The 26,049-nt window shown below is 43.0% G+C and carries 31 protein-coding genes and 1 pseudogene; 3 read left to right on the forward strand and 29 right to left on the reverse strand.

The annotated features are described in order from the left end of the window. Window positions 1-33 precede the first annotated feature (33 nt). Together H6G45_RS13270 and H6G45_RS13275 are read right to left on the reverse strand one after the other, a co-directional pair. Window positions 34-696 carry a glycosyltransferase gene (locus tag H6G45_RS13270; protein ID WP_242018171.1) on the reverse strand — a complete coding sequence of 221 codons (663 nt, stop codon included), beginning with the start codon at window positions 694-696 and terminating at the stop codon, window positions 34-36. 63 nt (window positions 697-759) lie between these two features. Then, window positions 760-1,302: a WcaF family extracellular polysaccharide biosynthesis acetyltransferase gene (locus H6G45_RS13275; protein WP_190598895.1), complete on the reverse strand. Its 543-nt coding sequence runs from the start codon at window positions 1,300-1,302 to the stop codon at window positions 760-762. Window positions 1,303-1,313: 11 nt separating this feature from the next. Between H6G45_RS13275 and H6G45_RS13280 the strand changes: the two genes are divergently transcribed. Further along, the gene (locus H6G45_RS13280) at window positions 1,314-1,460 is read left to right on the forward strand and encodes a hypothetical protein (RefSeq protein ID WP_190598896.1); all 147 of its coding nucleotides are present in this window, start codon (window positions 1,314-1,316) and stop codon (window positions 1,458-1,460) included. Window positions 1,461-1,528: 68 nt separating this feature from the next. Then, a complete protein-coding gene (locus H6G45_RS13285) occupies window positions 1,529-2,176 on the forward strand; it encodes a Uma2 family endonuclease (RefSeq protein WP_190598897.1) in 648 nt (215 codons plus the stop codon). Window positions 2,177-2,257: 81 nt separating this feature from the next. Here the strand turns inward: H6G45_RS13285 and H6G45_RS13290 are convergent, their stop codons facing one another. From H6G45_RS13290 to H6G45_RS13300, 3 genes are all read right to left on the reverse strand, one after another. Further along, window positions 2,258-2,803, reverse strand: a complete 546-nt coding sequence (locus H6G45_RS13290; RefSeq protein WP_190598898.1) for a Uma2 family endonuclease — start codon at window positions 2,801-2,803, stop codon at window positions 2,258-2,260. Between the two features lie 45 nt (window positions 2,804-2,848). Then, on the reverse strand, window positions 2,849-3,610 hold the full coding sequence (locus tag H6G45_RS13295; protein ID WP_190598899.1) for a Uma2 family endonuclease: 762 nt from the start codon (window positions 3,608-3,610) through the stop codon (window positions 2,849-2,851). A gap of 130 nt (window positions 3,611-3,740) precedes the next feature. Beyond that, entirely contained in the window at window positions 3,741-4,292 is a 552-nt protein-coding gene (locus tag H6G45_RS13300; RefSeq protein WP_190598900.1) for a Uma2 family endonuclease, read from the reverse strand. Window positions 4,293-4,348: 56 nt separating this feature from the next. Between H6G45_RS13300 and H6G45_RS19595 the strand changes: the two genes are divergently transcribed. Beyond that, complete coding sequence (locus H6G45_RS19595; protein WP_242018174.1) at window positions 4,349-4,516, forward strand: hypothetical protein; 168 nt, start codon at window positions 4,349-4,351, stop codon at window positions 4,514-4,516. A gap of 6 nt (window positions 4,517-4,522) precedes the next feature. On the opposite strand, the pseudogene H6G45_RS19600 reads toward H6G45_RS19595, so the two are convergent. The 24 genes and pseudogenes from H6G45_RS19600 to H6G45_RS13415 all read right to left on the reverse strand — a co-directional run. Then, a pseudogene (locus H6G45_RS19600) lies at window positions 4,523-4,609 on the reverse strand (DUF2283 domain-containing protein); the annotation flags it as partial. 256 nt (window positions 4,610-4,865) lie between these two features. Next, the gene (locus H6G45_RS19980) at window positions 4,866-5,249 is read right to left on the reverse strand and encodes a hypothetical protein (RefSeq protein ID WP_347338268.1); all 384 of its coding nucleotides are present in this window, start codon (window positions 5,247-5,249) and stop codon (window positions 4,866-4,868) included. Beyond that, complete coding sequence (locus H6G45_RS13315; protein ID WP_190598903.1) at window positions 5,234-5,677, reverse strand: DUF29 domain-containing protein; 444 nt, start codon at window positions 5,675-5,677, stop codon at window positions 5,234-5,236. The genes H6G45_RS19980 and H6G45_RS13315 overlap by 16 nt, the downstream gene beginning before the upstream one ends. A gap of 158 nt (window positions 5,678-5,835) precedes the next feature. After that, window positions 5,836-6,264 (reverse strand): DUF29 domain-containing protein, encoded by a 429-nt coding sequence (locus H6G45_RS13320; protein ID WP_190598904.1) that lies wholly within the window; start codon window positions 6,262-6,264, stop codon window positions 5,836-5,838. A gap of 29 nt (window positions 6,265-6,293) precedes the next feature. After that, window positions 6,294-6,923: a class I SAM-dependent methyltransferase gene (locus H6G45_RS13325; RefSeq protein ID WP_190598905.1), complete on the reverse strand. Its 630-nt coding sequence runs from the start codon at window positions 6,921-6,923 to the stop codon at window positions 6,294-6,296. Window positions 6,924-7,004: 81 nt separating this feature from the next. Next, window positions 7,005-8,012, reverse strand: coding sequence for a UDP-glucose 4-epimerase GalE (gene galE, locus H6G45_RS13330; protein ID WP_190598906.1), 1,008 nt, complete (start codon window positions 8,010-8,012; stop codon window positions 7,005-7,007). A gap of 5 nt (window positions 8,013-8,017) precedes the next feature. Continuing rightward, window positions 8,018-8,806 carry a glycosyltransferase family 2 protein gene (locus H6G45_RS13335; protein WP_190598907.1) on the reverse strand — a complete coding sequence of 263 codons (789 nt, stop codon included), beginning with the start codon at window positions 8,804-8,806 and terminating at the stop codon, window positions 8,018-8,020. Further along, window positions 8,799-9,980 carry a glycosyltransferase gene (locus H6G45_RS13340; protein WP_190598908.1) on the reverse strand — a complete coding sequence of 394 codons (1,182 nt, stop codon included), beginning with the start codon at window positions 9,978-9,980 and terminating at the stop codon, window positions 8,799-8,801. Before H6G45_RS13340 ends, H6G45_RS13335 begins: the two co-directional genes overlap by 8 nt. 110 nt (window positions 9,981-10,090) lie before the next feature. Beyond that, window positions 10,091-10,492, reverse strand: a complete 402-nt coding sequence (gene vapC / locus H6G45_RS13345) for a tRNA(fMet)-specific endonuclease VapC (RefSeq protein WP_190598909.1) — start codon at window positions 10,490-10,492, stop codon at window positions 10,091-10,093. Window positions 10,493-10,501: 9 nt separating this feature from the next. After that, complete coding sequence (gene vapB / locus H6G45_RS13350) at window positions 10,502-10,738, reverse strand: type II toxin-antitoxin system VapB family antitoxin (protein WP_199309763.1); 237 nt, start codon at window positions 10,736-10,738, stop codon at window positions 10,502-10,504. Between the two features lie 58 nt (window positions 10,739-10,796). Continuing rightward, the gene (locus H6G45_RS13355) at window positions 10,797-11,963 is read right to left on the reverse strand and encodes a glycosyltransferase family 4 protein (protein WP_190598910.1); all 1,167 of its coding nucleotides are present in this window, start codon (window positions 11,961-11,963) and stop codon (window positions 10,797-10,799) included. A 28-nt stretch (window positions 11,964-11,991) separates the two neighbouring features. Beyond that, entirely contained in the window at window positions 11,992-13,281 is a 1,290-nt protein-coding gene (locus H6G45_RS13360; RefSeq protein ID WP_190598911.1) for a hypothetical protein, read from the reverse strand. 5 nt (window positions 13,282-13,286) lie between these two features. Next, window positions 13,287-14,492: a glycosyltransferase family 4 protein gene (locus H6G45_RS13365; RefSeq protein ID WP_190598912.1), complete on the reverse strand. Its 1,206-nt coding sequence runs from the start codon at window positions 14,490-14,492 to the stop codon at window positions 13,287-13,289. A 62-nt stretch (window positions 14,493-14,554) separates the two neighbouring features. Then, window positions 14,555-15,505, reverse strand: coding sequence for a class I SAM-dependent methyltransferase (locus H6G45_RS13370; protein WP_190598913.1), 951 nt, complete (start codon window positions 15,503-15,505; stop codon window positions 14,555-14,557). 144 nt (window positions 15,506-15,649) lie between these two features. Beyond that, the gene (locus tag H6G45_RS13375; protein ID WP_190598914.1) at window positions 15,650-16,534 is read right to left on the reverse strand and encodes a glycosyltransferase family A protein; all 885 of its coding nucleotides are present in this window, start codon (window positions 16,532-16,534) and stop codon (window positions 15,650-15,652) included. Between the two features lie 47 nt (window positions 16,535-16,581). Continuing rightward, the gene (locus tag H6G45_RS19605; RefSeq protein WP_242018172.1) at window positions 16,582-16,899 is read right to left on the reverse strand and encodes a hypothetical protein; all 318 of its coding nucleotides are present in this window, start codon (window positions 16,897-16,899) and stop codon (window positions 16,582-16,584) included. A gap of 41 nt (window positions 16,900-16,940) precedes the next feature. Continuing rightward, window positions 16,941-17,630 (reverse strand): NAD-dependent epimerase/dehydratase family protein, encoded by a 690-nt coding sequence (locus tag H6G45_RS13380; protein ID WP_242018173.1) that lies wholly within the window; start codon window positions 17,628-17,630, stop codon window positions 16,941-16,943. 21 nt (window positions 17,631-17,651) lie between these two features. Then, a complete protein-coding gene (locus H6G45_RS13385) occupies window positions 17,652-18,530 on the reverse strand; it encodes a glycosyltransferase (RefSeq protein ID WP_190598915.1) in 879 nt (292 codons plus the stop codon). Window positions 18,531-18,539: 9 nt separating this feature from the next. Next, window positions 18,540-19,457, reverse strand: coding sequence for a glycosyltransferase family A protein (locus tag H6G45_RS13390; RefSeq protein WP_190598916.1), 918 nt, complete (start codon window positions 19,455-19,457; stop codon window positions 18,540-18,542). 15 nt (window positions 19,458-19,472) lie between these two features. Next, window positions 19,473-20,717 (reverse strand): glycosyltransferase, encoded by a 1,245-nt coding sequence (locus tag H6G45_RS13395; RefSeq protein WP_206754992.1) that lies wholly within the window; start codon window positions 20,715-20,717, stop codon window positions 19,473-19,475. Window positions 20,718-20,796: 79 nt separating this feature from the next. Further along, window positions 20,797-21,678 (reverse strand): hypothetical protein, encoded by an 882-nt coding sequence (locus H6G45_RS13400; RefSeq protein ID WP_190598918.1) that lies wholly within the window; start codon window positions 21,676-21,678, stop codon window positions 20,797-20,799. Window positions 21,679-22,526: 848 nt separating this feature from the next. Further along, entirely contained in the window at window positions 22,527-23,267 is a 741-nt protein-coding gene (locus H6G45_RS13405; RefSeq protein ID WP_190598919.1) for an FkbM family methyltransferase, read from the reverse strand. Window positions 23,268-23,323: 56 nt separating this feature from the next. Next, window positions 23,324-24,475 (reverse strand): glycosyltransferase family 61 protein, encoded by a 1,152-nt coding sequence (locus H6G45_RS13410; RefSeq protein WP_190598920.1) that lies wholly within the window; start codon window positions 24,473-24,475, stop codon window positions 23,324-23,326. Between the two features lie 150 nt (window positions 24,476-24,625). Next, window positions 24,626-25,798 (reverse strand): glycosyltransferase, encoded by a 1,173-nt coding sequence (locus H6G45_RS13415; RefSeq protein ID WP_199309764.1) that lies wholly within the window; start codon window positions 25,796-25,798, stop codon window positions 24,626-24,628. Between the last annotated feature and the right edge of the window lie 251 nt (window positions 25,799-26,049).

The raw sequence follows: 26,049 nt of genomic DNA on the forward strand, positions 1-26,049 counted from the left end.
GGGCGAGACTAAAACGTTATGTTTCCCAACTTGTTAGTAAGGGAGAATCGCTAATTTCTGCATTGGATATAGCTTTGCGAGAATTGTCCTAACTATCTCGTTCTTTGCTATATGAACCACCTCAATTTTCCCGGCCAGGGCTGGTTCCTTGTCGGCAACCACTTTGGCCATACTCTCGCTGAGCACAATAATGGCTTCCGCCTTTTGCCAGGTTAAGTGATTTAACCAACGCCATAATTTGACAATGGCATCCTTTTCCTTGGCTACTCCCAACTTCACCGCCACATCAGGGTAAAGGTCATAAATCAAGCAGATGTAGGGTTTTTTGTACAATAAGTGCAAAATGTAGGCCACCACCATTAGGTAGGGGGGCTCCGTAGTAACAAGGATCAAATCCCCCAGTCTTCTTTTTAATCTCAGTTTGACGATGGCGCGTAAACAATACAAAATTCCGGCGATCGCCCGTCCCCGTAATCTTTGGGGCCAAAGGCGAGAAGTCCTAGTTCTACGGATCAGCACCCCTTGGCAGACTTCCTGGGCTGGGGCCAGGTCTTGGTCAAAGGCGTAACCCGGTTGCCCAGCAAAAATTTGTACATCAAGCTCTTTTTTGGACAGTTCGATGGACAGCTCTTCCAACAGTTGCCCCGTGGCCGCATAGTCAGGGGGATAGAATTGGTTCAGAATTGTTAGCTTCATCAATAATTAGACCTTATCCCCAAGGATAGTAACAATTAAAGTTAGTTATTCCCTACGGTAGTTTCACGTAAGTTTCCGTTTTTTGACTGGCTGACAGGGATTGCCGGAATAGATGGTCATCGCCGCCAAAGATTGGACAGCCACAGATCCCAAAGTTAAAACCGCTCCTTCGTTTACTCGTACTCCAGGGCCAATGGTAGCATTAGCACCGATCCAACAGCCTGTGGCGATGTGGATTGGTCTGGTGATCAGGTCAAAGCTGGGTTTACCCCAATCGTGGTTGCCAGTGCAGAGGTAAACTCCCTGGGAGATGCACACATGGGACTCAATGCTAACCGCGGCCAGATTATCAATCCAACATTTTTCCCCCAACCAAACGTAATTACCGACGGTTAAACGCCAGGGAAATTTGATCTTGACGTGGGGTTTAATGTTGACTCCTGTACCGATTTTGGCCCCGAATAACCGCAGAATGGCCACCTTCAGGAGGGGAATTGGTAGTAGGGGGGTTTGCACTAAAAAATTCCCGAGGAAATACCACAGCAACTGTTTAACTAGGGAGGCGCCGGGATGGTAGTCGCCCTGCTTGTATTGATTAAGTTCCATGGTGATAATTAGTGCCAAAACTGACCGGCTCAACGGCGATCGCCAAAAACAACGGCAGTTATTTGGAATTTAGGAAAAAGCTACGGCTGCAGAGTGGGCCATTGGGAAGAAAGGGGGAATGCACTGTGTTTTGTCAAGGCCAGCGCAAGCCATTTTAGGGGAGGGAACGTAGACGAACATTACAATGGGAAAACCAAGGGAAAACTAAATTGGGTGGAAAAGGCTGATGACTGCTTTAATCAATCGAGGTTTAACTTATTGTCAGCAGTTGATTAACCAGATCCGACCTGCCATGGGGGATTTGGAGCAGATTGTGATTATGGCGGATGTTAGTTGGCAAGACTACAACGCCCTACTAAGTCTGTGGGGTGATAATGCTCCAGTTCTGTTCAAATACTTAGAAGCAACACTACAGATTATGTCCCCCAGTTATCGCCATGAATTTTATAAAGAAAATCTGGGCATTCTGTTGGAAGCTTACTTACAAGAAAAAGGTATTCGCTTTTATTCCCTTGGCTCTACTACTTTCAAGTCTGAATCGATGCAACGGGGGATCGAGCCGGATAAGTCCTATTGTTTAAATCAACGAAAAAACATTCCAGACTTGGCGATTGAAGTTGTACTCACCAGCGGCGGCATTGATTCCCTAAAAATTTATCAAGTTTTGCCAGTTCCAGAGGTTTGGTTTTGGCAAAATAACCAACTTCATGTCTATTGCCTGACCAATCAACAGTATGAAAAAGTTGCCCAAAGTGATTTATTGCCGGATTTGGATCTGGCTTTACTGGCTAATTATGTGGCTTGGGAAGAACCGTTTGATGCTGTGTTGGCTTTCCGGGAGCAGATTCGTGGCGATCGCCGCCAGACAAAATGAAACCTCAGTAGGGCGGCGACGGCAAAAATGGCAAGTGTGGTTAAAGACCGGGGCAGTGGGGTCAAGAAACCTGCCGAGGGGCTACCAGTGCAACATCTCTTGTACTGATATTTTTATGTCGGGAAAGGCCTGGCTGCAAATGATGCCGTTGGAATGGCTTTGTTGCCAGCGATAATTTCCGTTGTCCGGTGCTCGAAAAACAAATAGTTGGCGGTTAGTTAGGTCTGCCACCCAATATTCGGGGATGCCTTCCTGGGCGTAGATCTGTTTTTTGTCGTTGAGGTCATAGGCCTGGGTGCTGTGGGCAATTTCCATTAACCAGAAAATATCGTCAGCCTGGGGATGTTTTTCCTTGTAGCGCTCTTGGGGCGGTAGGACAATGGCAATGTCGGGTTCCGGTTCAGATTGGCTCAAGGTGATAGGGTGGGCTTCTCTGACTAAAGCTAGTTCGTGCAAATTTTGGCGCAGATAGTCGGCAACGGTGTTGGTGGTGTAGCTATGGAGCGGTCCTTCAGGGGCCATGGTCACTAGGTTGCCGTCTAAAAGTTCTACTTTCTTGCCCTCTAATAAACCCTGTTCAATGAGCTGGTGATAGTCCGGGACTGTCCATTTCAGTGGGGTAACCATGGTTATGACCTCGCTTTGAACCAATCAGCAGTAATTTTCAGTCCTTCACAAATCATGGGGGTTAATCCCCAACTCTCTTAACTTGTTGGCCAGAAGCTCTGCCCGTTGCCGTTCTTGTTCAGCCCGTTGCCGTTCTTGTTCAGCCCGTTGCCGTTCCTGTTCAGCCCGTTGCCGTTCCTGTTGGGCCAATTCCTGGCCTGTAGGCAGAATTTCTCCTTCTAGGGTGGCCCAGCGTAACCAGTCCGTTTCTACATTGCGATACTTCCCCCGCCAGCGAAGCAATGCCAGTCCCAGGGATTCACTGATTAACCAGCCTTGTTCATTGAAAGATTTCGGTTCATATTGACCATGGTTAAGACTAAAACCGGCAAAATCATCAGGATTCCAAGGATCGTACCAGTAATACTCAGTCACCCGCATTTTATCTTGATAAACTATTTTTTTATCCGTTTTATCGTATTGGGCTGTACTGTCGGAAAGTAGTTCGATGACCACATCGGGCGCTTTTTCTTCTTGCCACACCACCCAAGATTTACGTTCTTTTGTGGGTACTCCAGTAACAGCAAAGAAGTCTGGCCCTTTGAAGTCTTGGGATTTAATCTGGGCTTGGCTGTAATAGATAAACATGTTCCCCCCAACATAACCATCCTGACGTTGTTCCAGCCAACTATCCAACCCTTCAATCAGTAAATCCATTTGCATTTTATGGCGTTGGGTTTCCATAGTTTGGTTGTCATCGGCGGGTAATTGATCCTGCCCAGGCAGGACGAGGTCAGTTTCCGGGGGAGAGGCAATGAGGGTGACCATGACAGAAGAAGGGGACTAAGTGGATTGGATGGAGTTACCCTCCGTATTCTTGCAAAAAACTGAGGAAATCAGCTAGGGATATTCTAGTTTCTGAACTAGGGATAAGTTGATGCCGTGTTTGCAGATCGTCTCAGGGATGAATTAACTGTTGCACGGGCACAGAAACATCAGGGAAAGCTAGGGGGGGAATAGTGCCAGATGTTAATGTTTGCTTTGATTGATATTGCCCATCCCATAAATCTCGAAAAACGGTGAGTTGGGCGTTTTTTATATCGACAACCCAGTATTCCATGATGCCAGCTTCAGCATAAATATCTTTTTTCTCCCCTAGGTCTTTGCTTAGGGTAGCTTGGGAAAATTCAATGATCAGGAAAATGTTGGCGGGATAGGGGTGATGGCGCAAATACTCTTGCCCCAGGGGATGGACAATGGCTATGTCAGGTTGTGGCTCGGAGTCATTGGGTAGGGTAATGGGTTTGGCGTCTCTGATTTTGGCCCTACTTTGCAACAAGTTTCTGAAATGGTCTGCTACTTCGGTATTGTAATAGGCATGGGGTTCCCTTTCTGGAGCCATGACAACAATATCTCCCCGCAGTAGCTCAACTGATTCATTGCTAAAAATACCGCTATCAATGGCTTGGTGATATTTTTTATTAGTCCATTTGTAGGTTGCCAAAACCATGGTTAAGGTCTTTCTTTCTTGATGAGATACCTTATTTTATCCCTTCAGCCATAAGTATGATGGGATTTTTGCGATCTGCCCTGGAAAAACCTGAACTTTCCCCCATAGCGGCGATCGCCCTATGCTACAATCTGCTCGAACGAGATGTTAGGAATATTAGTTCTTTGCTGAGCGTGTTCAACGGTTATGGCACAAACATTTCCGTGTATGTCAATGTCGATTAAAGTGTCATCGTCCAAATCTTTGGTTTCGACAATGTTGGCGGGTTGAAATTCAATATACAGCGTGTCTGTATCAGCAAAGTACGTGATCTTCATGGTTTGAAGGAACGGTCAAAAAAAGCATTATGGACAGTTTCTCGATCTGACAATAAAATTACACGGAGATGTCTACCTTCCATTTCGGGAATGGACGCCCATAATTTAATTCTACCGTCTGTTTGAATTTCTTCCTTTAGGGGATTGTTCACAGCGTATTCTATCCATTCCAAGTGAATAATCAACCGATCTGGTCTTTGTCTGGTGGCCAGAAAATACTGGGTAAATTTCATTAAAGATTATCAAGGTAGCCTATTTATTCGCCATATTCCTGGAGAAAACTGAGGAAATCAGCTAAGGCTGTTCTGGTGTCCGGGCTGGGGGCAAGTTGATGTCGTGTTTGCAAAATAAGGTATCGATTTTGGATTCGAGCACGGCTAGCCGCTCGTTGTCTTTCCTGATCTGCTCGGTTTCGTGCTTCAATCTCTCGGTTTCGGCTTCGATTTCCAGCGTGCCACTCAAGGCCGAGATTAACCAGAAGAGCCGCTGTGCCCAGCGCGAAGGCCAAGAAGCTCCAGCCAAGGATGGTGAGGGGGATTTGGGGGATTGGGGTGGTGTTGAGCTTGCCATAAAACCTCAGTAGGGCCGGAACAGCATTTCGATAAAGGGCGAAAAAATATATTGTTAGCCAGGATAAAATTGATCATCTAATAATTGATTCCAGTGATAAGGACAAGTCTCTGGAAAAATCGGCTTGGGTAAATTTGTCTCCTGAATTGCCCCTTTGCGACCATATTTATAACCTTTGGCAATCATGTCATCCAGTCGATGTTTCAAGCCAGGATTATCTTCCAATAATCGCTCCAACTGAATTCGTTGTTTATCAATGGAGTGTTTCCAACTAGCAGAGCGACGATTAGGCTGAAATTGCCACTTGAGCAGATGCAAGGTTAATTGCTCGATCGCCGACACAAAAGCACGATATTCACTGCGGCCCAAATCTTCAATTTCCTCGATCACATTTTCCCAATCAACCTGATTAAATTTTTTCTCCCGTAGGAGCTGGGCTTGGTGCAATGACCAGCTATAAAAATCTTGTTCGTAGAGTGAGGATGGGACTGTTGGCATGACATATCTTCCACGAATTTTCACTTTCTATTCTAGGTCAATGGTTACGACATAGTGCAGAGGCAAATAATGCCTAGATTAATAAAACATTAACGCTTGCCAGAAACTTTAAACTTAACCTCCAAAGGCGATCGCCAATCTGGGCCAAACAACCCTGTTCAGTCGGGCAAAAATTGGTTGCTGAGTAATTCTTCTGGAGTATAGGGACAATGCTCGGGGTAATTAGACAGGCCCGTTTCTCTTTCGGCACTGATTACTGAGAGGGGATAAACGGATAGGACTGCTTCTGTTAGGCCATGTTTGAGACTGGGATTTTCCTGCAGTAATTTGGCTAGCCGTAGTCGTTGTTCTTTAATGGTCAACTGCCAACTGCGAGATCTCAGATTGGGTTGATATTGCCACTTGAGTAGATGCATGATTAGTACTTCTAGAAGGCTGGCAAGTTGGCGTTTTTCTGAACGACCGATAGTTTCAATTTCTTCTGCCAGATTAGCCCAATCCAAGTTATTGGTCTGCCTCTGTCTCAGCAGTTCCGCTTGCTGGCTGGCCCAGGCATAAAAGTCGGTTTCATAATCGATTATTGGCATATTTTTTCCCCGTCAATCTTACTGAAATCTTAATTCAATCGAGCTGATGCTAACATTCCTTTCCAGAGATAGGGTAAACGTCCGGCAAACCTAAATTGGAGATTGGTAAAGTCTTCTTCTTGCAATAGTTGAGACAGGGTCTTGACGGAAAAGAATTTGATGTGGCCACCATCCCAAAGAACGGTGTGATGCTTGTCCATGGCATTTAACAGAGCAAGGGCGAGGTTTTTCCAATAACCGTGATAGGGAGTTGTGACAATTAACTGCCCCCCAGGTTTCAGACATTGTTTGGCAAATCGCGGTAACTCCCTGGGGTAGAAGAGATGCTCAATGACATCACTGGAAACCACAACATCAAAGTAGTTTAGAAAGTCTACAGGGGGGGGGGAGTACAAGCTGTGCTGTCGGAACTGGCAGTCGGGAAAGGTCTTGGTGGCCTGGGCTACGCCGGAAGGGGATTCTTCGATGCCAGTCACATCAAAACCTTGTTGAGCAATGACATTGGTTAGGCTACCATTACCACAACCAAGATCAAGCACTTTCAGACGATCGCCGTTTTGGTTAGTAATGTTGGGCAAAAGCGAAAGTAGAGCCGGGGCATAGAAGCTATGGGAATGGGATGGTTGAGCACTCTGCCATTGGTATTCGTAATTGGTCATGGTGAAGAATAGCCAAATTAGGTCAACGGTAATAAGATCGAGGGCAACTTGTGTCCTAGTGCTCAAAAAGCAAGATTTTGGTCATCTCAGGCGATCGCCATGGCGTTGTTGGTGCCAAGCCCAGGCATGGGCCAGAATATCTTTTGCCAGGGGATATTGGGGTTGCCAACCGAGGATTTGGCGGGCTTTTTCGCTGCTCCCCACTAAAATTGGCGGATCTCCCGCACGGCGATCGCCTTCCAGCACTGCAATGGAACGATGGGTGACTAACTGTGCTGTGGCAATCATTTCCCGTACGGAGAAGCCATTGCCATTACCAAGGTTAAAGATGTTGCTGTCTCCCCCCTGCAAAAGGTAGGTCAACCCGAGAACGTGGGCTTGGGCCAGGTCGCTGACGTGGATATAGTCCCGTATACAGGTGCCATCGGGGGTGGGATAGTCGATGCCATAGATGGCAATGTGGGAACGTTTGCCCAGGGCGGTGTAGAGAATGAGGGGAATTAAATGGGTTTCCGGTGTGTGGTCTTCCCCTAGTCGGCCCTGGGGATCGGCACCAGCGGCGTTAAAATAGCGAAAAATGACGGCTTTCAAACCGTAGGCTTGGCTGAAGTCCAGGAGCATTTTTTCCACGGCCAGTTTGCTCCTACCGTAGGGATTAATGGGATGCTGGGGATGATCCTCTGGAATGGGAATGGTGCTAGGAATGCCGTAGGTGGCACAGGTGGAGGAAAAGACAATGTTGTTGACCCCGTGATCCACCATGGCTTCCAGCAGGGTCAAACTGCCGACGACGTTGTTGCGGTAATATTTGCGGGGATTGGTGATGGATTCCCCCACATAGGCATAGGCGGCAAAGTGGATGACGGCGGCAATGTTATGGGTACTAAAAATGCTGTTTAAAAGTTCAGCATTGTCGATGTCCCCAACAATTAATTTGACTGCGCTCAATGTTTCAATTAATTCCCGGTGACCATAAACCAAATTATCCAAGACAATGATTTGATAGCCCTGGTCTTGGAGCGCTAAAACGGTGTGGGAACCAATGTAGCCGGCACCGCCAGTGACCAAGATAGTTTTTTTGTTTGGCATTACTATTAATGACCGTTGGTTGAGTCCATTTTGTGGCTAATCTCAAGCTCAATGAGACGGATGGAAAGTAGGGTTTCAGCAAACATTCTTTGCAGGGCGTAGTACCAGCCCCGCCAACCGTCGAAGATGCCTCCTTTGATAATTAGGCAGTAAACAAAAATAATAAAGGGAGCTAATATTTTTTGTTGGCGAATTTTGTCTCCCCAACTGAGTTGTCTGAACGGAGTTTGGGTAAGTTTTTGTGCTTCGATGATCATGTAGTGGTCTTGGGCCCAGAGCCATCGGCTAAGGGGTTTACGATCATCATGGTAGACGGGATAATTTAATTGCCCTTTCCTACCACTAATGCTTACCCTATGGGCATGGCCATCATCTTCATACTTGGCAAATTGTGGACGATAAAGTACGCATCTAGGGGGTAGTAAGGTTCCCCGAAGGGGTTGACCAAATACACAATATTTGAAGGGGACTGTGTAGCCATTAATCGGGGTATCTTCAGGAATTTGTTTCAATTCTTCAATCAGGAATTCGGTTAAAATATAGTCGGCATCCAGGGATAGAACCCATTCAGTGGAAATTTTACTTAATCCAAAGTTGCACTGATCGGCAAAGCTGGTGAATTTTCGTTGAAAAAACTCGATTTGAGGATAGCTGTTGGCAATTTCTAGGGTTTCGTCATCACTAAAGCTATCAATGATGACAATGCGTTTTGCCCACTGAAGTTTTTGCAGGGTACGCTCGATGTTTGGCACTTCGTTGTAGGTCAGGATCAATGGTGTGATTGACTCAAGCATGGAGGTGAGGCAAGGGTTGATTATGGATAATGGCCTCGTATATCTGGACTAAATTAGTTGCAATTTTGTCCCAAGAATAATTTTCAAAGATGAATTCACGGGCTTGCTGTCCCATTGCTCTGGCGTCCTCAGGATTAGCTAAACACCACTGCAATGCTTGGGCTATTTGCTCTTGATCAACAGGGACAATTTTGGCGACGTTGCCAGCTTCAGGAAAGTTACAGGCATCGGTGAACACACAGGGTAAACCACTAGCCAAGCCTTCGAGGATAGATATGCTAAAGCCTTCGGAGTAAGAGGGGGCCACATAAACACTGGCCGCCGCTAGGGCAGAATATTTCAAGTCACCATTGAGCATCCCGGTAAAAGTAACAGCATTTTGGCAACCCACGTCTTGAAATAGTTTTTGGGCTATGGGCAGATAGCCAATGTTGTCAGGGCCAGCAATGACCAGATGACTATTGGGAAACTTCCGCTGGATGTGGGCAAAGGCGAGGGCAAGTAAATTTAGTCCTTTTTTGGGGTCAATGCGCCCCAGGAAGATAATTAACTGTTTGTCCCGCAGGTGGGGGAACTGTTGCCAGAAAAGCTCGGAACTGGCAGGAGGGTCAAAGTGGTGGCAATGAATGCCGTTGGGCACAAATACTGTAGAAGAAGTAAATTGAAAAGTCTTAAGTCTTTTCGCTTCAGTGGACGCAGTCGCCTGAATTGCACTCGCTTTTTGTATAGCTGGACGTTCTAAAAGTCTAAGATAAATTAGTTTTTTTCTAGCTTTGTAGGCGAGAGTCCAAGGTTCGAGCATCCCATGGGGAGTAACAATGTAAGGAATGTGATGGCACTGGCAAGCCCAGTAGGCCGGTAAATTAGTCAGAGAAAATACTGCATTGGTATGAACAAGATCATAATCCCCCACATGATGAAATAGCCATTGCCCCATCGCAAAGCTAAATTTATAGTCTTGCCAACCTAGATAGGAGAAATACTGGATGCGGATATGGTTGCGTTTAATCCAAGTGCCAAGAGGAACATCTAAAGTTTGCTTACCATTGGCATTGGTAGTGACTAAATCAACCGTGATATTTTGCTTAGCAAGGGCTTCCGATAATCCAAGCACGATTTTTGATGGTCCCCCGTAAACGCTACCAATGCTGGGGATAACGATTAAGACTTTCATTTTAGCAATGCTAGTTGGGGCTGTCCAATTAATTCACTGTTTAGCAGAGGCGATCGCCAGAATGACATTTCACATTCTTTTACAGTCTGGAGTTATTCTATTTTGATGGCTTAATTTGCCCAATTTTCTAATCTTAATCCTTTAATCCGTTCAAACTCTTTAAGATTATTGGTGACTAAAATTAACCCCAGGGAACGGGCATGGCCAGCAATCATCGTGTCGTAGGGGCCGATGGGGGTTCCACGCTGAGCCAATTCTGCTTTTATCTGACCAAAATGGGTAGCCCCCTTAATATCAAAAAACTCTACCTCCATACGAGCGATTAGGTTTTCGATTGCTGATAGGTTTTTTTCCGGCATAGCAGAGCGTTCTGCACCAAAAACAAGTTCGCCTAGGGTCACGCTGGATATACACATCTGTCCATCATGTTTCTTGAACAAGGTTCGTACCTGGGGAGGCTTATTTTTCATAGTATAAATAACAATATTGGTATCAAGCATATATTTCAACATGAAAATACCCTAAAAAGATTCACGGCTTTGATCTTTGGGCTGTTCACGGCAATTCATAAAATCCGATGATACATGGCAATTATCAAACCAATCATCCCACGATTCCCCAACTGGTGTAATGATGCGGGTGTTACCCACCGCAACAATGGTTATTTTTTTTACGTTCTCTGGCAACTCGACCATTTTGGGCAGACGAACAGCCTGAGTTTTATTATTCCTAAAAACATTGGTCTGGATACTGGACATGGCACATCATTTAACTAATGGATATACACGTAGTATATCCCATGGATTACTTACTGCTCTAAGTTTGCTGATCTGTTTTTTTGTTGATGGCAAACTCCACAGCCTGTTGGAGGCCCTGGGCAAAATAGTCGGGGGAATATTTTTGGATATGTTCTAAGGATGCTTGGCCCATTAAGTCTAAATCTACTTCTCCTGAACTTATTTTTAGCATTAGCTTGGTGAGTTGGTCCTGGTTCTCTGGATCAAAACCAAAACCATTCACTCCTTCGATGATTAAATCTTCAAAGCAACCACAGCGGTTAGAAATCAGGACGGGCAATCCGGCGGCCATTGCTTCGTTAACCACTAGGCCCCATTGCTCGGTGGTGCTGGCATGGACAAAGCATTGGGCATGGGCAAAGTAGGGGAGCAGTTCGTCTTGCTGGAGGAAACCAGGGAGATGAACAAATTTTTGTAGGTTATGCTGGCTAATTTGCTCTTCGAGTTCAGATCGTAGTTCTCCATTCCCGCAGAGGACTAAATGCCAGGCGTTGCCGCTCTGCTTTTTTATATATGACGCATAGGCGGAAATTAGCAATGGTAAGTTCTTTTTTTTAACAAAGCGGTTGATGGATAAAAAGAAGGGTTCAGTGAGGGGATTAGGTAGATGTCTGATGACATCAGGGTGGAAAACCCTATTATCCACTACGTCATAGCCGGTGAAAATAGCATTTTCAGGAAATCCTAACTTGACCAAATATTTTTTATGGGAATTTCCTCCCACTAAAGCACTTGAATATTTTTTGATTAGCAAACTTTTGATTTTTTCTTTCCACCAGATACGCTTCTGATCATCTTCTTTCGACTCTGATAACATTACCCTAGGTCTATGCCTAAAAATTGCCCAGAATAGAGCAAGGAGCATTATTGGTCTTTCATACCCTGCGATGACAATAACACTTGGATTAAGTTTATTTAGAGTGAAAAAAGTACTGCATGCTTGCTCAGTTAAGCCAATTTGATTGATTTTTGAATCACCTAAAATTGAAATAATTTCAAATTTTGCCTCATCTAGTTTAATTTTCCATTGATAATCTACTCCATCTCTAGTAATTTCTAATCCAATAACTTGCCAATTTTTTTTGAATAATGATTTGGATGCGTTAATTCTAGCTATATGATAAGGTCCGTAGTTTGTAAAAAGAACTGATAGTTTTTTTTTGTGGTTTTCTAAGGCTAAAGACATTTAATTATATTAAGAAAATATATTCGACTTACTTATTGGTAAAAAAATCATCCGAGAATCTTTGTTTATTAAATTTTTTTGTCTTGCAAAATTGAAATACCAAAGCTACAACTAAAATATTGAAAATAGCTTCTTGAACGAAGCGAACTGTACCATGACTAACACTAACCATGGCTGGGCTAGCTAAATTAGCCATTAGCAAAAAGGCAACCTGGCTATTGTATGTATTAGCTGAAACCCAAAGGTTCTTAAATAGCATTGCCATTAAACCGAAAATAAGACACCCAAAGAACCCAAACTGTAGGTAGGTATCTCCAATACCTGTCCAGGTAGTACCTAATGGAAATTCATAGTTGTAATAGTTTAGAGAACTGAAGCCAGTGGTAGGTAGCATCAGAGATGCCTTAAAGTCATAACCTAACAATTGACCTGGTACATACTGAAAGACGAAACCATTCCAGTAGTCAGCTCCGTATTCATATTGCCCAAAACGACTTGCATAGTCCATGGCAAAAGCGGCATTTCTAAGCTCCAATATCCCCCCCCTATCCATGGTTTGCATCATTTGGTCAGAAGTTTCGTTTAATGTTTCCCAGTCACGGGCTAACAGCAAAGTCCAGAATTTACCTCGTAGCTGACCATATAAAGGAATAACGTAAATTCCTAGGTAGGTTGCCGGAATAATAATTAATCTAGGGGGAGCCCAGCGCTTAACAAACCATAGAGTCATGCCAATGATGATTATAAATGTTACAGTCGCTTGTCGTCGTCCTCCTTGAAAAATACTTTGCCAAAGGGGGCTACCAGCAATGACAGTGCCAGTTAATCTGACTAGGGTAAAGCGACGCAATAATAGCATTAAGAAAATGGCGAATCCTAGAGTACTGAGCTGGGTAAAGAAAGCAAAAATAGTTGCTCTGCCCGTCCATTGGACCCCTGCTTGGAGAGTTCTGGCTACTTGTCCCGTCAAATAAAAGGAGAATAAACCCAATACAGTTAAAGCTGATGCGGCTTGTGTCAATTTATCTTCGTCTAGGGTTGTGTTCAGGCGTTGTAAAAGTTGTCGATTTGGGGATGAGCAATATCCAATCCAGCACATTGCTACACACAGACAGCTCATGATAATTATTCTTTCAATCATTTCTTCTGTAACGCCATCAGGAGCACTAATCAGGCTATTGATCTGCGGCCAAATAAACATAACGAAAATACTTGCCATGAAGGTGGGAAACTGATAAATCCTTTCAACCCTAATTATTCCCCAGCCCAGAATGCTCAGACACAATAGAATAAACGTATATCTTAAAATTTCAATCATTATTGTTATCCGATCGCCGTTGTGAAACTCTGCAATGCTTTGATTAGGTTGACACCATAAGCCTGTAGATCAAAAAGTTTAGATCGTTGGTAAGCATTAATGGCAAAGAGGGCTATTTGATCCGGATTAGTTATTAAGGATTCAATAGCTGCAATAATGGCATCAGTTGAGCTAGAAGGAATTATTATTCCCTCCAAGTTATCACGCACAATACTACCAGTATTAGAAGTACAAATTACTGGCAAGCCATAACTTAGTGCCTCATAAACGACAGTGGCGGAGCCTTCACATAGGGATGGTAACAAAAATACATCAGCCCAATGATAGTGTTGATAAATTTCCGATCGCCGAACGGGGCCAACCAACTCTAAATGTTCTGCCAATTGGGTCTGGATGGAAGGAGGTACTGCTTGGAGATTGCCCACTAGGCGAAATGTGGCTTTTGCTTTTAGTTGCTGAGCCGCATTCAAAATATGGGGGGAGCCTTTACGCAAACCGACAGTGCCCACTGTTAAAATCCGCAGGGGGGAATGGGGGATTTTAGGTTGATGTTTGGCCATCCGGTGGGGGTTCGGGTCCACACCGTAGGGAATAACAGCGCATTTATGCCCAAGTCCAGTGAGGGAGTCAATGCCTTGCTGTACGAACTCTGAACCACAAATGATCTGGTCGGCATTCTGCCATTCTGCTTGCTCCCGCTCAATGTAGCGTTGCTCAGCCAAGGTTAAAGCGCGGGGGGGCTCCCAATCGGGAAAGTCGGATTGTTCTTGTTGTAGGAGGTGGTGTTCGATCGCCTTTGGTGCGATGGTTTGTTCCATTACCGCTAAACATCCTTGCTGGCGGGCCATCTTTAAAATTTCTAGCCCCGCACTGTTGAAGGTGTAAACGGCATTGGCATCCCCTAGCCCCTGTTTGATAATCAGTTCACAAAATTTTTGCCCGGACCACAGGAAAGCGCTGATAAAGTCGTCGGGATTCCGAGCCTGGCGTAATCGCCAACCATAGATCAGTCCAAGCTGATTGAAGGCGGTAATTTTGTCGGGTGGGATACCTTCTGGAACCCTTTCTAGCAGTCGTTGCACGGTATTCCCTTTAACACTACTAGGCAAAGATTGTAACCGGCTCGGCCAACCCTGGCCCGCATAAAAGTCAGTGTAAAAGTGAGAAAGTTGGCCGCGTTCGTACAGAATACGAGGAACGGCATAATTCATGCGAGCACCGAGCAAAGCTACAAGGTAGTTTCTGGATGGAGAGGAACCAATCATCCTTTCTTCTATCCTCGTTTTATCCAAAAACAAGCTTGATCACCGTCATTCTCAGTATTTAGTTGATGGGCTTGCTGAGTAAATTGCTGAAGTTGCCTAGATGAAAATAGATCTTTAGGATCGGTGTTAAAAGCTTTGCCTAAGCGATTTTTTTCACTGCCAATAAACTGAAACTGGTCAGAATCAAATTCAATTTTTTGCAAACATAAGCCAGCTTGCTCAATTAATTGTTTCATTCCTTGAACAGAAGGAATTAATAAATGGCGGGGAGCATCTAATTGAACCCAATTGGCACCATAGGTTCGCCAAGCCCAGGTTCCGGCAACAGGAATACGGATTAAGGCTATTCCCTGGGGGTTTAGTAGACGAGCAATATGTTTGAGTGTCCATAGAGGTTCAACCATGTGCTCTAGGGAATGATGGAGCATAATCAAATCATAGTTTTGGTTTTGATCTAAACCCTCTATACCAAGTTTTAGCAGTTCAATGCCCGCTACTTTGACAGATTCTTTCAGAAAAGGATCAACCCCTGTCAGATTTTGGTAACCACAGGCATGCAGATGACGTAATAAGGTTCCCCCGCCACAACCAATGTCTAGAATAGCAGAGTCGTAAGTTATCCGAGAATATTTAAGCCAAGGTACAAAATAAGGTTGTCCGAAGAATAGAGTACTAAGTGCTCCAATGGGGGTGGTTTTGCCTAGTCCATGGTGAGCTCTTTGTGTTCTCAGCCAAGTTTTGAGTTGATTTTCCTTACTAGGAGTAAGGGAATAGTAGTGGTTAGGATAATAGCGGCTCAGATCCTTGGGGAGGGCTAAGTTTTGAATACTGCCACAGTTTTGACATTCGCCATACTGATGTATATCACCTATGCCCAACATGGTTTCACGAACCGTAAATGGGTGAAAATTATCGGCTTCTCCACAGGCTAGGCAAGATAGATCCACGGATGAATGCATAGTCATTTTCTTCTTGGCAAGTTTACCTGTGAGAGAGCTATCTTAATTTTTCTCATCATGGTACTAGGAGCTCTAGAAATATAGTGGTTAATACACCAGTCAATATCTGAAGAACTGCAAATACTTCGTTTTGAATGATAGATACTATTTTAGAAAATCAGGATGACCAACAAACCGATTGGCGAAAAAATGCTGAATGGAGTTTTTCAAGAAATTTTGAATACTTTTTAAACGGTTTTGAGAGCTAGTATGGAGCGGTCTATTTTTCAACGAGTTTTGCAAAATTAGCAAAGATTCTCTAAATTCTTGGCTTAGGGAAACATCATCGGCTATAAATTCCAGCATGGTTTGAGCTTGCTTGTTCCATCGATCGCCGTCGGAGTGAGATGCATTTTGATCATGGTAGCGATAATAGCCCAAAGGGTAACGGGAAAATTGGATGGGGGACTGACTCCCCACTGCCAAGGCCCAATACCAGTCGGTGGCCAAGCCTGCGTCATCTGGTAGAGGCGGTAATGAGCGTAGCAAAGCAACGGGCCAAACCGTAAAGGAAATCAGGTAGGTGCAAGATTGAAGGAAATGTTCAAAACCCATGGGCGGTGTCAGTAAATGACGGGGATAACCCAAGCCAAAGCGACTTTGGGGCTTCATTTGAGCATTACAAAGGTAACCACTGAAAATTAGCATCCCCAGTTCTGGCTGTTGTTGCAGACCTTTAAGGGCAGTTTTGACAAAATTAGGATGGAGAGCATCATCACAGGACAAGATAACGATATGGGAACCTGTAGCCTGCTGGACTAAGTGCCGATAATGACTACCAATACCGAGCCGTTGGGGAGGAGATACCAGTCTGACGAGGGGCTGAGCTGCATATTCCCTCAAAATTTGAGGAGTTTGGTCACTGGAACCGTCATCTGATAACAGGATTTCGTGGGGAGTTTCGGTTTGCTGGAGGCAAGAGGCGATCACCGTACGGATAAATTTTTCGGCATTGTAAGCAGGAATTGCTAATGAAATCTTAACTTTCATAAGGAGTCACAATTGTTTTAGCCCATTTTTCGCTCAGTTCATAAAGATTAAAGTCGTTTTTGCCAGGATTCTACAATTTGTTTAATCGTCTCTTCCAAGGAAATGGTAATGTCCCAGTTGGGGTAATGATCACGCATTTTGCTTAAGTCGGAGTAGTAACAGATGTGATCCCCAATGCGATTTTCTTTGATATAGACATAATCCATGGGCTTACCGCTAAACTTTTCAGCTAGCTGGAAGGCTTCCAAAATAGAGCAACTGTTGGCTTTGCCCCCCCCTAGGTTATAGACCTCAGCAATTCTTGGTTGATTAATAAAAGCCTCGATGAAACGGGCTACGTCGAAGCAATGGATATTGTCCCGCACTTGTTTTCCTTGATAACCAAAGATTTTATAATGCTTGCCTTCTAGGTTGCATTGACTAAGTAGCTTAAAAAGCCGTGGAGTTCTACCCCCGAGTGGTTGGGCCCCGTCAGACAGCCTCCCCGCAGGCAACAGGTGGGCATGTTGAAGTAACGGCCATATTCCTGGACCATAATATCGGCGGCGACTTTAGAGGCCCCGAAAAGAGAATGTTTGGATTGGTCAATGCTAAAAGTTTCGGGAATCCCATTGGCATAGGCCGGATCATCATAGTTCCAGCGGATGTCTAGTTCTTTTAGGGGAATAGTGTTGGGTCGATCGCCGTAGACTTTATTAGTGGAAAGATGGACAAAGGGGGATTCAGGACAAAACTGTCGAGTTGCTTCAAGGAGGTTAAGGGTACCAACGGCGTTGGTGTCAAAGTCGTCGAAGGGGATGGCGGCGGCCCGGTCGTGGCTGGGTTGGGCGGCGGTGTGGACAATGGCATCTGGCTTGAGGTTTTCTAATAGTTTGAGGATGCCTTGGCGATCGCGGATATCGAGCTCGTGATGGGTGAAGTTAGCCAGAGTTTGCTGAAGCCGTTGTTGGTTCCAACGGGTATCACCTTGGGGGCCAAAGAAGATGGAGCGTTGGTTATTGTCTAGTCCATGGATGGCCCAACCTTGATTGGCAAAGTAAACACACACTTCGGAACGGATAAGGCCGGAGGAACCGGTAACTAACAGTTTTTTCATGCTCTTGAATTTGTTTAACAGTTAGGGTAGCTTGAGCCATTGTTGATATTGTTGCCAAGTTACTGGCTGGCGCTTGATCAGGCAATAAGGTAATCCTTGCAAGGCTTCTTGCCACCACAGAGGTTCCCTAATCAGTCCACTAAAACCTGCTCTGAGAGTGACAAATTTAGCTTGGGAAAACAGTCGATAGCAAATGACAAGAATCACCTGGGGGAATGGACAGCGCAACAATGTACTCCAGAGTTCATTGCGTGCATGTTGATGATGACTTCGGAATGAACCCCGATTTTGAGGACTGTAGTGGTGACGAATGGTTAAAATAGGTGCATAGTAAATTTGATAGCCTGCTGCTGTGCATTGCAGTCCATAATCAGGTTCTTCGTACATGTGGAAAAATTTAGACTCAAACCCGGGGAGTTGTAGATAAATGTCTCGGCGCAGACAAGCCCCAGAATTGGCAAAAGAACGGGTGGGATAGGGCTGACCAAAATCTTGTTGCTCAAGGGTTTCTGGATATTCATCAGTGCGTTGGGGAAAATGCACCACGGCAACCTGGAGATGCTGTTCAAAAAAGCTTTTAATGATTCCAATGCAATCAATCTGTTCAGGATAGCTATCATCATCTAATGCTAGTACTAAGTCTCCTGTTGCTTCTCGCATCATCCGGTCACGGGAAGGAACAGAACCCCGACCAATTTCATTGATAATCAGTTTTGCTTCGGGAAGATTTTGCTGTACATAGGTAACTGTTCCGTCGGTACAACCATCAGCAGTGATCAGAATTTCATCAGGAGCTGGATTCAAAGTTTTTAATACTGCACAAGTGCGTTTTAAATCATCTAAACGATTTTTAGTCGTGATCATCACTGTCACTTTTTGCAGACTATTGATTTTATCCATATTACTCAATTACTCATGTCTTAATGAATGAGTGCTCGTTTCCTCTTTCCATGGTTCATCCATAGCTATTCTCACAGTTTGAGTTGCCTCAAAGAGGCGAATTCGTTCATCCCAAAAATCTAGGTGGGTTTGCCATAGGGCTACACCGGGTAAGCCATTGGAGGCACAAGTCCAAATCGGACCAAGATCATGGATCTGCGGTTTTCCTAGGCCAGCAAACGACAAGAGAATATCCTCTCCATTTCTGACTAAACTAAGATCAGGTAAATTGAGGAAAGTTGCCAATTGAAAAAGCCGCTCCAAATGCTGACGGGTAAAAGCAAATGCTCCAATTAAGGTGTCTGTGTTTTGGTTTACCTCCGTTACCTGATGAAATGGACTACCATTAGAAGAAATTTGACCAGGTTGATAATCATTGCCTGTTAAACCATGGGGAATTTCGGGATTTTCGACCAAACAATCGAAAAAGTTGGCCCATTGTCTGGGGGTCATAAAAATATCATCATCAACGGACAAAAAATAATCTCCATTTTCTTTCTTGGCTAAGACAAAGCGATGTCCTGGTTGGGTCGGCTGGGTTTCATCAATTAATTCTAAACGGGGATCTTGAACTTTGATCCAGTCTCCTATTTTGACTTCACGGTTACTATTGGAGACAATCAATCTACTGACAAAATTGTTATGTAAAGCACTACGGACAATCAAGTTCATATTGCGGTATCGATTATGACTGAGAAGTATAATGACGCATTTTTGCTCCGGGAAGCGGTTATTTGCTGGAGGAGAACTTAGGTTTTTTCTAATGCTAAGATAGCCTCTGAATATATCGTAAGCTTGGATAACAATATAAATTTTGTACCATAGCGCTGAACGATAGGGGAATGTTTTTACTAAATAGTTAAGTTGAGTGAGCATGATATGGGGCATTGACATAAAAGTATGTTAAGTATTTTGGCTTTTAAGTGCTTCACGATAAAGGTTAAGATAGGCATCCCGCATTTGTTCAAGGGAAAAGTTTCTCCTTGCCCAATCATGGGCTGTTTGACCCAGTTGGGTGCGCAGGGAGGAATTGCGTAAAAGTTGACTAATATGATCGGACAATAAATTGATATTTCCCCAAGGTGCAAGAAAACCAGTTTGCTCATGTTGTACTGCATCGGTCAAACCTCCGACGGCAAAGGCACATACTGGAGTGCCGCAGGCCTGGGCTTCAATGGCAACCATCCCAAAGGTTTCAGTCTGGGAAGCCATCACAAAAACATCCATGGCGGAATAAGCAATGGAAAGAAGGTGACTGGAGGTAAGTTTGCCTAAGGAATGGATGGGAACAGGAGGCTGTTCGGTTAAACCGAGGTCATTGCCGAATACAACTGCTTCTGGCTCAATGTCATCCTTTAACCTTGCCAATAATTGCAGAAATAAGGGAAAGTTTTTATTGCCATCGGTCAATTCGGCACAGCCAAAACCAAGGACTAATTTCTGGGGCGAAATCCCGAGGAGTTTTTTGGCGAATGCTTTATCGTGCCGAACCAAGGATTGAATATCAATGGCTGGGTAAATGGTGCGGATGGATTGCACTCCTTGAAAAGCGGCGGAGGCTTTAGCTAGACTTGTCGTCCAATTACTATTGCCGACAACATGGACAGGACGGGAGCTAAACAGATGTTGCTTACGGTGTAGTTCTTGTTGGGCGAGGAAATGATTAAAGGGATATTTGATTAGAGGACAGGGACTACAGATGTTTTCAAAGCCGTGGCAACCAGAATAAAGGTGACAGCCCCCTGTTAAATTACCTAGGTCGTGGAGGGTTAGGATAATTGGCGATCGAGGGGGAAGAGATTGGATAAAACTCGGCAGGTCAAGCCAATGGGAGATCCAGTGGAGATGGTAAATATCAACAATGGCTAGGGTAGAAGGCAGTGGGGTTTTAACAACGCTTTGAAGGGGAGAGAAGAGATTACTTTTCTGTTGGAGCAGTTCGTTTTCGAGACGAAGCACGATTCGTTCTTGCCATTGCTTGGATCGGGTGGAGATAAACTCTAGTGAGAGACTGGGAGAAAGGGAAGATTGTCCCTTGCGATAATAGATTTGGCTTTCTATATCAATGTTTTGTAAGGATTGATGTAGGCGCTGCATTAGGACAGCGGCTCCGCCTTCTGTGGCTGTGTTAAAGTGCGAAACTCTCACTTCAGTAATTTTAATATATGTTAGGGATTTAAGAAATGTTCTAAATTGACAAGAACTCCAAAAAAACGACACTATTGTATTATTTAATTTCATTTCCACTATCGGAGTTGGGAGTGTTTTGTAGGTACCAGAAATTTCTATCTTGATCATACACAAGATTTGTTGTATGACCGTTATGATGCTTTCTTCTATCTCCAACTGCCGCTCTTACGGCTTGATAATCGTCTAAACGAAAACCGGTGAATTTTGAGTAATTTGGCCAAGAATCGTAAATGCTAGGATGCCATTTGAAAGTAAAAGGACTTTGAAGTTCATTTCTGTCTTTTATAAAGACATATGCTTTGTCTAGTAAAGTCGTTGTCTCAACGGTAGCATTGACGACTGATTGCGTAGATAGGACAAGAAATGGAGAAACTGCCAAGACAAATATTACTACTATTTTTTGCAAGAATTGTGGTGTTAATTGGACGAAAAAGAAAAAAGATATAAGCAAGAAAGCCCAGATGACATACGCTTTTCTTGAATCCAAAGAAAATCCTCCTGACAAAGAATAAATGCCAGTCGCAAAAATAGGCAAAAATGCAAAAAAAACAATTTCTACAGACTTTGGTTTTCCTTCACTTAGACGATAATTTTTTATAATTATTACAGCCATTGTAATAAAAACTATTACTGAAATTAAATAACTTAAGCTTCTTATCCATGGATATAGATTGGGGAGAGCTTTTATATACTCTACCTGTTGATACTGATAAAGGATCCCGGATAAAGCAGACTTAGGATTGATTGATACAGATTTGTGAAAAGAGTCTGGCTTATAGAGTAAATGGATAAACAAAAAAGCTATTTGGCCGGAAATAACAGACAATAAATAATGAAAAACTTTTCGTGAAAATTTCAGATAGATTGAGTATGCAACAATTAAGGGAAGTGTAAATAAGTTTACTTCATTGACCGCCATACAAAAGAAGGATCCCAAAAACAGTATAATGTTAGATATGGTGTCAACTCTATTTTCATTATTTGCCGTACTGACTTTGTTCAATACTAATAGCCATAACAATAAACATATGAGCAAAGATAACGAAAAGCTGTAAGCTGAAGTCCACGTCAGTGACTGAAAACCAAATGGGATTATTGAAAAGAGGCAACCTATTAAAATTGCATAGACTTTATTTAAGTTTATCTTCGAAGCAATCAAAATAAGCAAAAGCGAATTAATTGCGTGCGTTAGCCATGGCAAAACTTTATTGGCTGAAGAAAAATATTTTATTAAAATAAAAGGAATAAAATGACCGGGTAGCCTCCAAATACCATACTCCTGCTAATAATCATGGATTCCTGCTACTGGACTATTATCAATAAACAAATGTTTCATTTGATAATCATCCCCTCCAATCCAAGATCTCCCAGATAATAGTGGAAGCCATGTAAGCAAAGAAATGAAAACTATAAACAAATAAATAAATTGTCTATTTCTAAAGTTAATCATAAATAATTATTAAAGCTTGCTTTTAATGCTCAAAAAATGCAATGATCATGATATCAAGAACAGGGCAGTTATTCACTGATAAAATCGGCGGATATGCCCCCTGCCCTTGCCATATAGATCCCCAAGTACTTTGACTTCATTATGCATAATCTGCATAGTCCGTCCATGGCTATCTGTTATAATTGCGCCAGTATTCAGCACTTTTAGAATTGTTTCCGTATCTTTGCATATAGTGACTTTTTCGACTATTTCTCTGTTGTGATTTGTCACAGCTTAAATTGTTTTTATCTATAAAAATGAGTTTTTTTAATAACTTTCTAACTGTTCTGGATAAAGACCAAAGTATAACGAAGTACCGCTGTCATCTCATACCCTAGTGGGTTTAATAAGATGTTTAGTTTTTCCCGTTCTTCTTCTGTATGAGCTTCAACTGTAATTATATTAGGTGGATAACGATTATAGTCAAGACCCTTCAAAACTTCTAAATCATGTCCTTCACAATCTACATTGAGATAGTCAATCTTGCAATCACGAAATGGTGAGTTATCCATAATCTCAGTTAACGTTACTGTCTCTATCTCTGAGACTTCTAAAGGATCTTCTTGACAGATTGAAGTTAAATTTATTTCCTCAATCTCCCCAATTCGATTAGTTGTGCCGAGGGGATACTTTAAATGACGAACAATTCTTCGCTTATCTGAAACCGCAGCAACAACATTATGATCTTGAGGTCTTGTTTTTTTAAAAAGTTCGATTTTTTCAGGATCTAAATCGATATTGACTCCCCGCCAGCCCGCTTTGTGCAAAAGTAAGGTCGTAGAAAGATTCGCTGGATGGTAAGCACCGACATCAACATAGACTCGATTGTTTGCATCCTTATCCTCATGGCCATACCACTTGAAATAGCTAAGCACAACAAGATCTTCACCATAGGAAGAAAAGGACAAATTCAAAGCCCTAAACTCTTCACGAGATAGTGAAATGTTTTGGTGGTTTCTCAGTAACGATAAAAATTTTGATGTAAAGAGTGCAACGAAATTCTCAACTAATTTTTTCATAAATTAACTAAAGCTTATGCCGATTTTTCAGTATTTATCATTAATCAATTCTATTTTTAATTAAAGCTATCGATTACTGAAATAACATTTTGATGACTAAGACAAAAGTCTGGTTCCTTTTGCCTATCTTGATTAGAATTTATTACTGTGTCACCGACAAAGCAATAATAATGGTGTCCTAAGATATTAGACATCATCCAATAGTGGGAACGACTTACCGGACCGTGAATTTCTACAATTGTTGCACCTGAAGGGGCAAACAGCATATTAGTTAAACCGGCTCCATGCACACCCATGATAATACTGGCCTGAGAAAAAGTTTGAACCTGCTCTGGAAAAGATAAATTTTCTGGTCGAATAACTTCAAATCCCTCCTTCTCAAGGATAGGTAAAATTTCTTCTTCATTCAACAATCGGCGATAACGGGCCTCCGATCTGGAAATGTATAAGCGTCGACGGGGATAGTTTTCTGTCCCTTTTGCATAAGCTTCAATAAATTTTTGTCTTAGTTCTTTGGCTACATCAGGAGCAGTTGCCGCCCATTCAGAATGTCCAAGAGGAGTTGCAAACCATAACCTCTCTACCAATGATTCGCAATCAAAAGCTTGTGGATATAAATATTGTGACTTAATGCCCAACGCCATTAGGGAATCCCGTTGCATCTCACTCAAGGGATCTGGCACTAAAAACCGTGTGTCCGCAGGCAAGTGGGGAAGCGCGGTCAACAATCTAGGCATTTCGTCCCATAACCAGTGATTATAATTAGCTCCCCAGTGCCCCATGGCACAATACCAGTCACCAGATAAATTTTGACGTTTTTTAATTAGCCACTCATTGCGACAAATAGGATGGCCAACAACATTCGCTACTCGCCAATGTCCTTCCGTTAAATAATCACCATCAGGAGTGACAATAAAACCACTCGATGTTTTGATGATAGCCTGGGGAATGGTCACCAAATACTGAGCCGGAAAACCTAAATTACTGTTAATCTCAAAACGAGCTTTTAAGGTTGGGTGCTGTTGTAATGAATGGGGAACTGAAAAATTTAGGGTAAAAGCATCGTGCAAACGTTTTATTTGCCAGTTTCTTTCTGGTGCTGCCACCAAAATACTTTCGCATAAACGTGGGGGTGGATTAATACCAAATGTCTGAGCAATACTTCTAGTAGTGCGCCTAGCAAGAATTGCTGCTTTTCTAATGGCCATATACTGTAGCTTTTTTAGGATTAATCACACAAATTCTGCAAGAAAGTTTTTATGGTTTATTGTCAAGGTTTGTTGACATTTGTCTGTTTTCAGAATTAGACAAAAGATGTTACACAGGAGTTTTAAATAATTTTACAAAAGAAATTGGTTTCAAATAGCCAAACTTTGAATTTTTTCTTGAAATTGAATCTGAATTTTTAATGGGTTGAATTCTTTATCTGCCGCCATTCTAGCTTGCTGAGCATAGTATTGCTGCTTTTCAGGGGAACACTGCAACTTTTCCAAAGCAAAAACAACACTCGTTGGGTTTTTATCGGTAATGACTAAGGCACGATCGCTATCTAATCCCCATTTGACTGCTGAACAATATTCTGGTCCCCAAATAATTATAGGTTTACCAAATTGGGCATACTCAGGCAACTTGGAAGGAAAGCTGGTTTCCATACGCCGTCTTAAAGCCGGATCAAAACTCATTGTTACTAAAAAGGCATCAGCACTGGCCAGCCAGTCATTTAGCTCATCTCTGGGAGCAAAGTCTAACCATAGCCCTCGCTCTCGCATTTCATCCCGTAAACCCATGGGCCAGTTTGGTATAGCACCCCGCACTTGTAGTTTGACTTGGGAATGTTCTTTTGTTGTCTGCAATAGTTCTCCCAACATTGGGCCATAATCGTAAAGTCCACCGGAATATACTATCTTTAGAGGACGCTCTGAATATGGTGAAGACTGAGCCTGAGCCGTAATTAACTCTGGCATATGAGCCGGAATAGGACACAGAACATGGCTGTTGTAATGTTTTCCCAAATATCGTTGCATATCTTCAGACACACAAAACGCTAAACTAGACTTCTCATATAGTTGCTGAAAGCGGTGCTCTAATATTCTCTTCAGGGGAGAATGAACTGTGGGAATATCTGGCCACCAATCATGAAAAATAGTAACCAAAGGTAGTTTGTACTGACGGGCAAAACGAAGAGCAACCCAACAACCATCTCCATGAGCAACTGTTAACACTAAGCTTACAGATGTCTTGAGAAGACTAGAATTGATAGTATGATCCCAGTGCTGACCATTGAGCAACACGGCTAGATCATTACCAACTTGGTGCCAGCGAGTACGCTCTAACCGGCTCAATATTTTCACTATCCAACTTGAACCATTAGCTTTATCTGGTGGGGAAACAACAACAACAATATTGTCTTGTTCCAACTGACTTAGATGACGATATAAAATAATTTGTCCAGCACTAGTTGGTTGAGGGGTAATAGAAGAAATTACAATTATTTTGGTGAATTTTGTATCCTTATGCTGAGTAAATTTCATCTTGAGTATTTGTAATATTGTATTCTTTACAAGCATTGGTAAAAAGTTTAACCAACAAGTAAGTAGGAGAATTTCAAAAATTTTATTGTTGGCAAATATTTGGTAACATGCTCAACAAATAGATAATGTATTTGCTCTGCATTGAGCGCAGTCTCAGCTATCCGACAGGAGCCTTGACAAGCTAAATCGGCTTTGTATTAAACCGTAGGGTATGGACGTATTTAGTACTTGTATCATGTGCAAAAATAAAA

The organism is Synechocystis sp. FACHB-383, assembly GCF_014698605.1.
GTDB lineage: Bacteria > Cyanobacteriota > Cyanobacteriia > Cyanobacteriales > Microcystaceae > Synechocystis > Synechocystis salina.

What these genes read in the sequence shown, in the direction of transcription:
- H6G45_RS13270 (WP_242018171.1), bottom strand. Translation starts at nt 696, where the DNA reads ATGAAGCTAACAATTCTGAACCAATTCTATCCCCCTGACTATGCGGCC.
- H6G45_RS13275 (WP_190598895.1), bottom strand. Translation starts at nt 1,302, where the DNA reads ATGGAACTTAATCAATACAAGCAGGGCGACTACCATCCCGGCGCCTCC.
- H6G45_RS13285 (WP_190598897.1), top strand. Translation starts at nt 1,529, where the DNA reads ATGACTGCTTTAATCAATCGAGGTTTAACTTATTGTCAGCAGTTGATT.
- H6G45_RS13290 (WP_190598898.1), bottom strand. Translation starts at nt 2,803, where the DNA reads ATGGTTACCCCACTGAAATGGACAGTCCCGGACTATCACCAGCTCATT.
- H6G45_RS13295 (WP_190598899.1), bottom strand. Translation starts at nt 3,610, where the DNA reads ATGGTCACCCTCATTGCCTCTCCCCCGGAAACTGACCTCGTCCTGCCT.
- H6G45_RS13300 (WP_190598900.1), bottom strand. Translation starts at nt 4,292, where the DNA reads ATGGTTTTGGCAACCTACAAATGGACTAATAAAAAATATCACCAAGCC.
- H6G45_RS19595 (WP_242018174.1), top strand. Translation starts at nt 4,349, where the DNA reads ATGATGGGATTTTTGCGATCTGCCCTGGAAAAACCTGAACTTTCCCCC.
- H6G45_RS13315 (WP_190598903.1), bottom strand. Translation starts at nt 5,677, where the DNA reads ATGCCAACAGTCCCATCCTCACTCTACGAACAAGATTTTTATAGCTGG.
- H6G45_RS13320 (WP_190598904.1), bottom strand. Translation starts at nt 6,264, where the DNA reads ATGCCAATAATCGATTATGAAACCGACTTTTATGCCTGGGCCAGCCAG.
- H6G45_RS13325 (WP_190598905.1), bottom strand. Translation starts at nt 6,923, where the DNA reads ATGACCAATTACGAATACCAATGGCAGAGTGCTCAACCATCCCATTCC.
- galE (WP_190598906.1), bottom strand. Translation starts at nt 8,012, where the DNA reads ATGCCAAACAAAAAAACTATCTTGGTCACTGGCGGTGCCGGCTACATT.
- H6G45_RS13335 (WP_190598907.1), bottom strand. Translation starts at nt 8,806, where the DNA reads ATGCTTGAGTCAATCACACCATTGATCCTGACCTACAACGAAGTGCCA.
- H6G45_RS13340 (WP_190598908.1), bottom strand. Translation starts at nt 9,980, where the DNA reads ATGAAAGTCTTAATCGTTATCCCCAGCATTGGTAGCGTTTACGGGGGA.
- vapC (WP_190598909.1), bottom strand. Translation starts at nt 10,492, where the DNA reads ATGTTGAAATATATGCTTGATACCAATATTGTTATTTATACTATGAAA.
- vapB (WP_199309763.1), bottom strand. Translation starts at nt 10,738, where the DNA reads ATGTCCAGTATCCAGACCAATGTTTTTAGGAATAATAAAACTCAGGCT.
- H6G45_RS13355 (WP_190598910.1), bottom strand. Translation starts at nt 11,963, where the DNA reads ATGTCTTTAGCCTTAGAAAACCACAAAAAAAAACTATCAGTTCTTTTT.
- H6G45_RS13360 (WP_190598911.1), bottom strand. Translation starts at nt 13,281, where the DNA reads ATGATTGAAATTTTAAGATATACGTTTATTCTATTGTGTCTGAGCATT.
- H6G45_RS13365 (WP_190598912.1), bottom strand. Translation starts at nt 14,492, where the DNA reads ATGAATTATGCCGTTCCTCGTATTCTGTACGAACGCGGCCAACTTTCT.
- H6G45_RS13370 (WP_190598913.1), bottom strand. Translation starts at nt 15,505, where the DNA reads ATGCATTCATCCGTGGATCTATCTTGCCTAGCCTGTGGAGAAGCCGAT.
- H6G45_RS13375 (WP_190598914.1), bottom strand. Translation starts at nt 16,534, where the DNA reads ATGAAAGTTAAGATTTCATTAGCAATTCCTGCTTACAATGCCGAAAAA.
- H6G45_RS13380 (WP_242018173.1), bottom strand. Translation starts at nt 17,630, where the DNA reads ATGAAAAAACTGTTAGTTACCGGTTCCTCCGGCCTTATCCGTTCCGAA.
- H6G45_RS13385 (WP_190598915.1), bottom strand. Translation starts at nt 18,530, where the DNA reads ATGGATAAAATCAATAGTCTGCAAAAAGTGACAGTGATGATCACGACT.
- H6G45_RS13390 (WP_190598916.1), bottom strand. Translation starts at nt 19,457, where the DNA reads ATGCCCCATATCATGCTCACTCAACTTAACTATTTAGTAAAAACATTC.
- H6G45_RS13400 (WP_190598918.1), bottom strand. Translation starts at nt 21,678, where the DNA reads ATGGCGGTCAATGAAGTAAACTTATTTACACTTCCCTTAATTGTTGCA.
- H6G45_RS13405 (WP_190598919.1), bottom strand. Translation starts at nt 23,267, where the DNA reads ATGAAAAAATTAGTTGAGAATTTCGTTGCACTCTTTACATCAAAATTT.
- H6G45_RS13410 (WP_190598920.1), bottom strand. Translation starts at nt 24,475, where the DNA reads ATGGCCATTAGAAAAGCAGCAATTCTTGCTAGGCGCACTACTAGAAGT.
- H6G45_RS13415 (WP_199309764.1), bottom strand. Translation starts at nt 25,798, where the DNA reads ATGAAATTTACTCAGCATAAGGATACAAAATTCACCAAAATAATTGTA.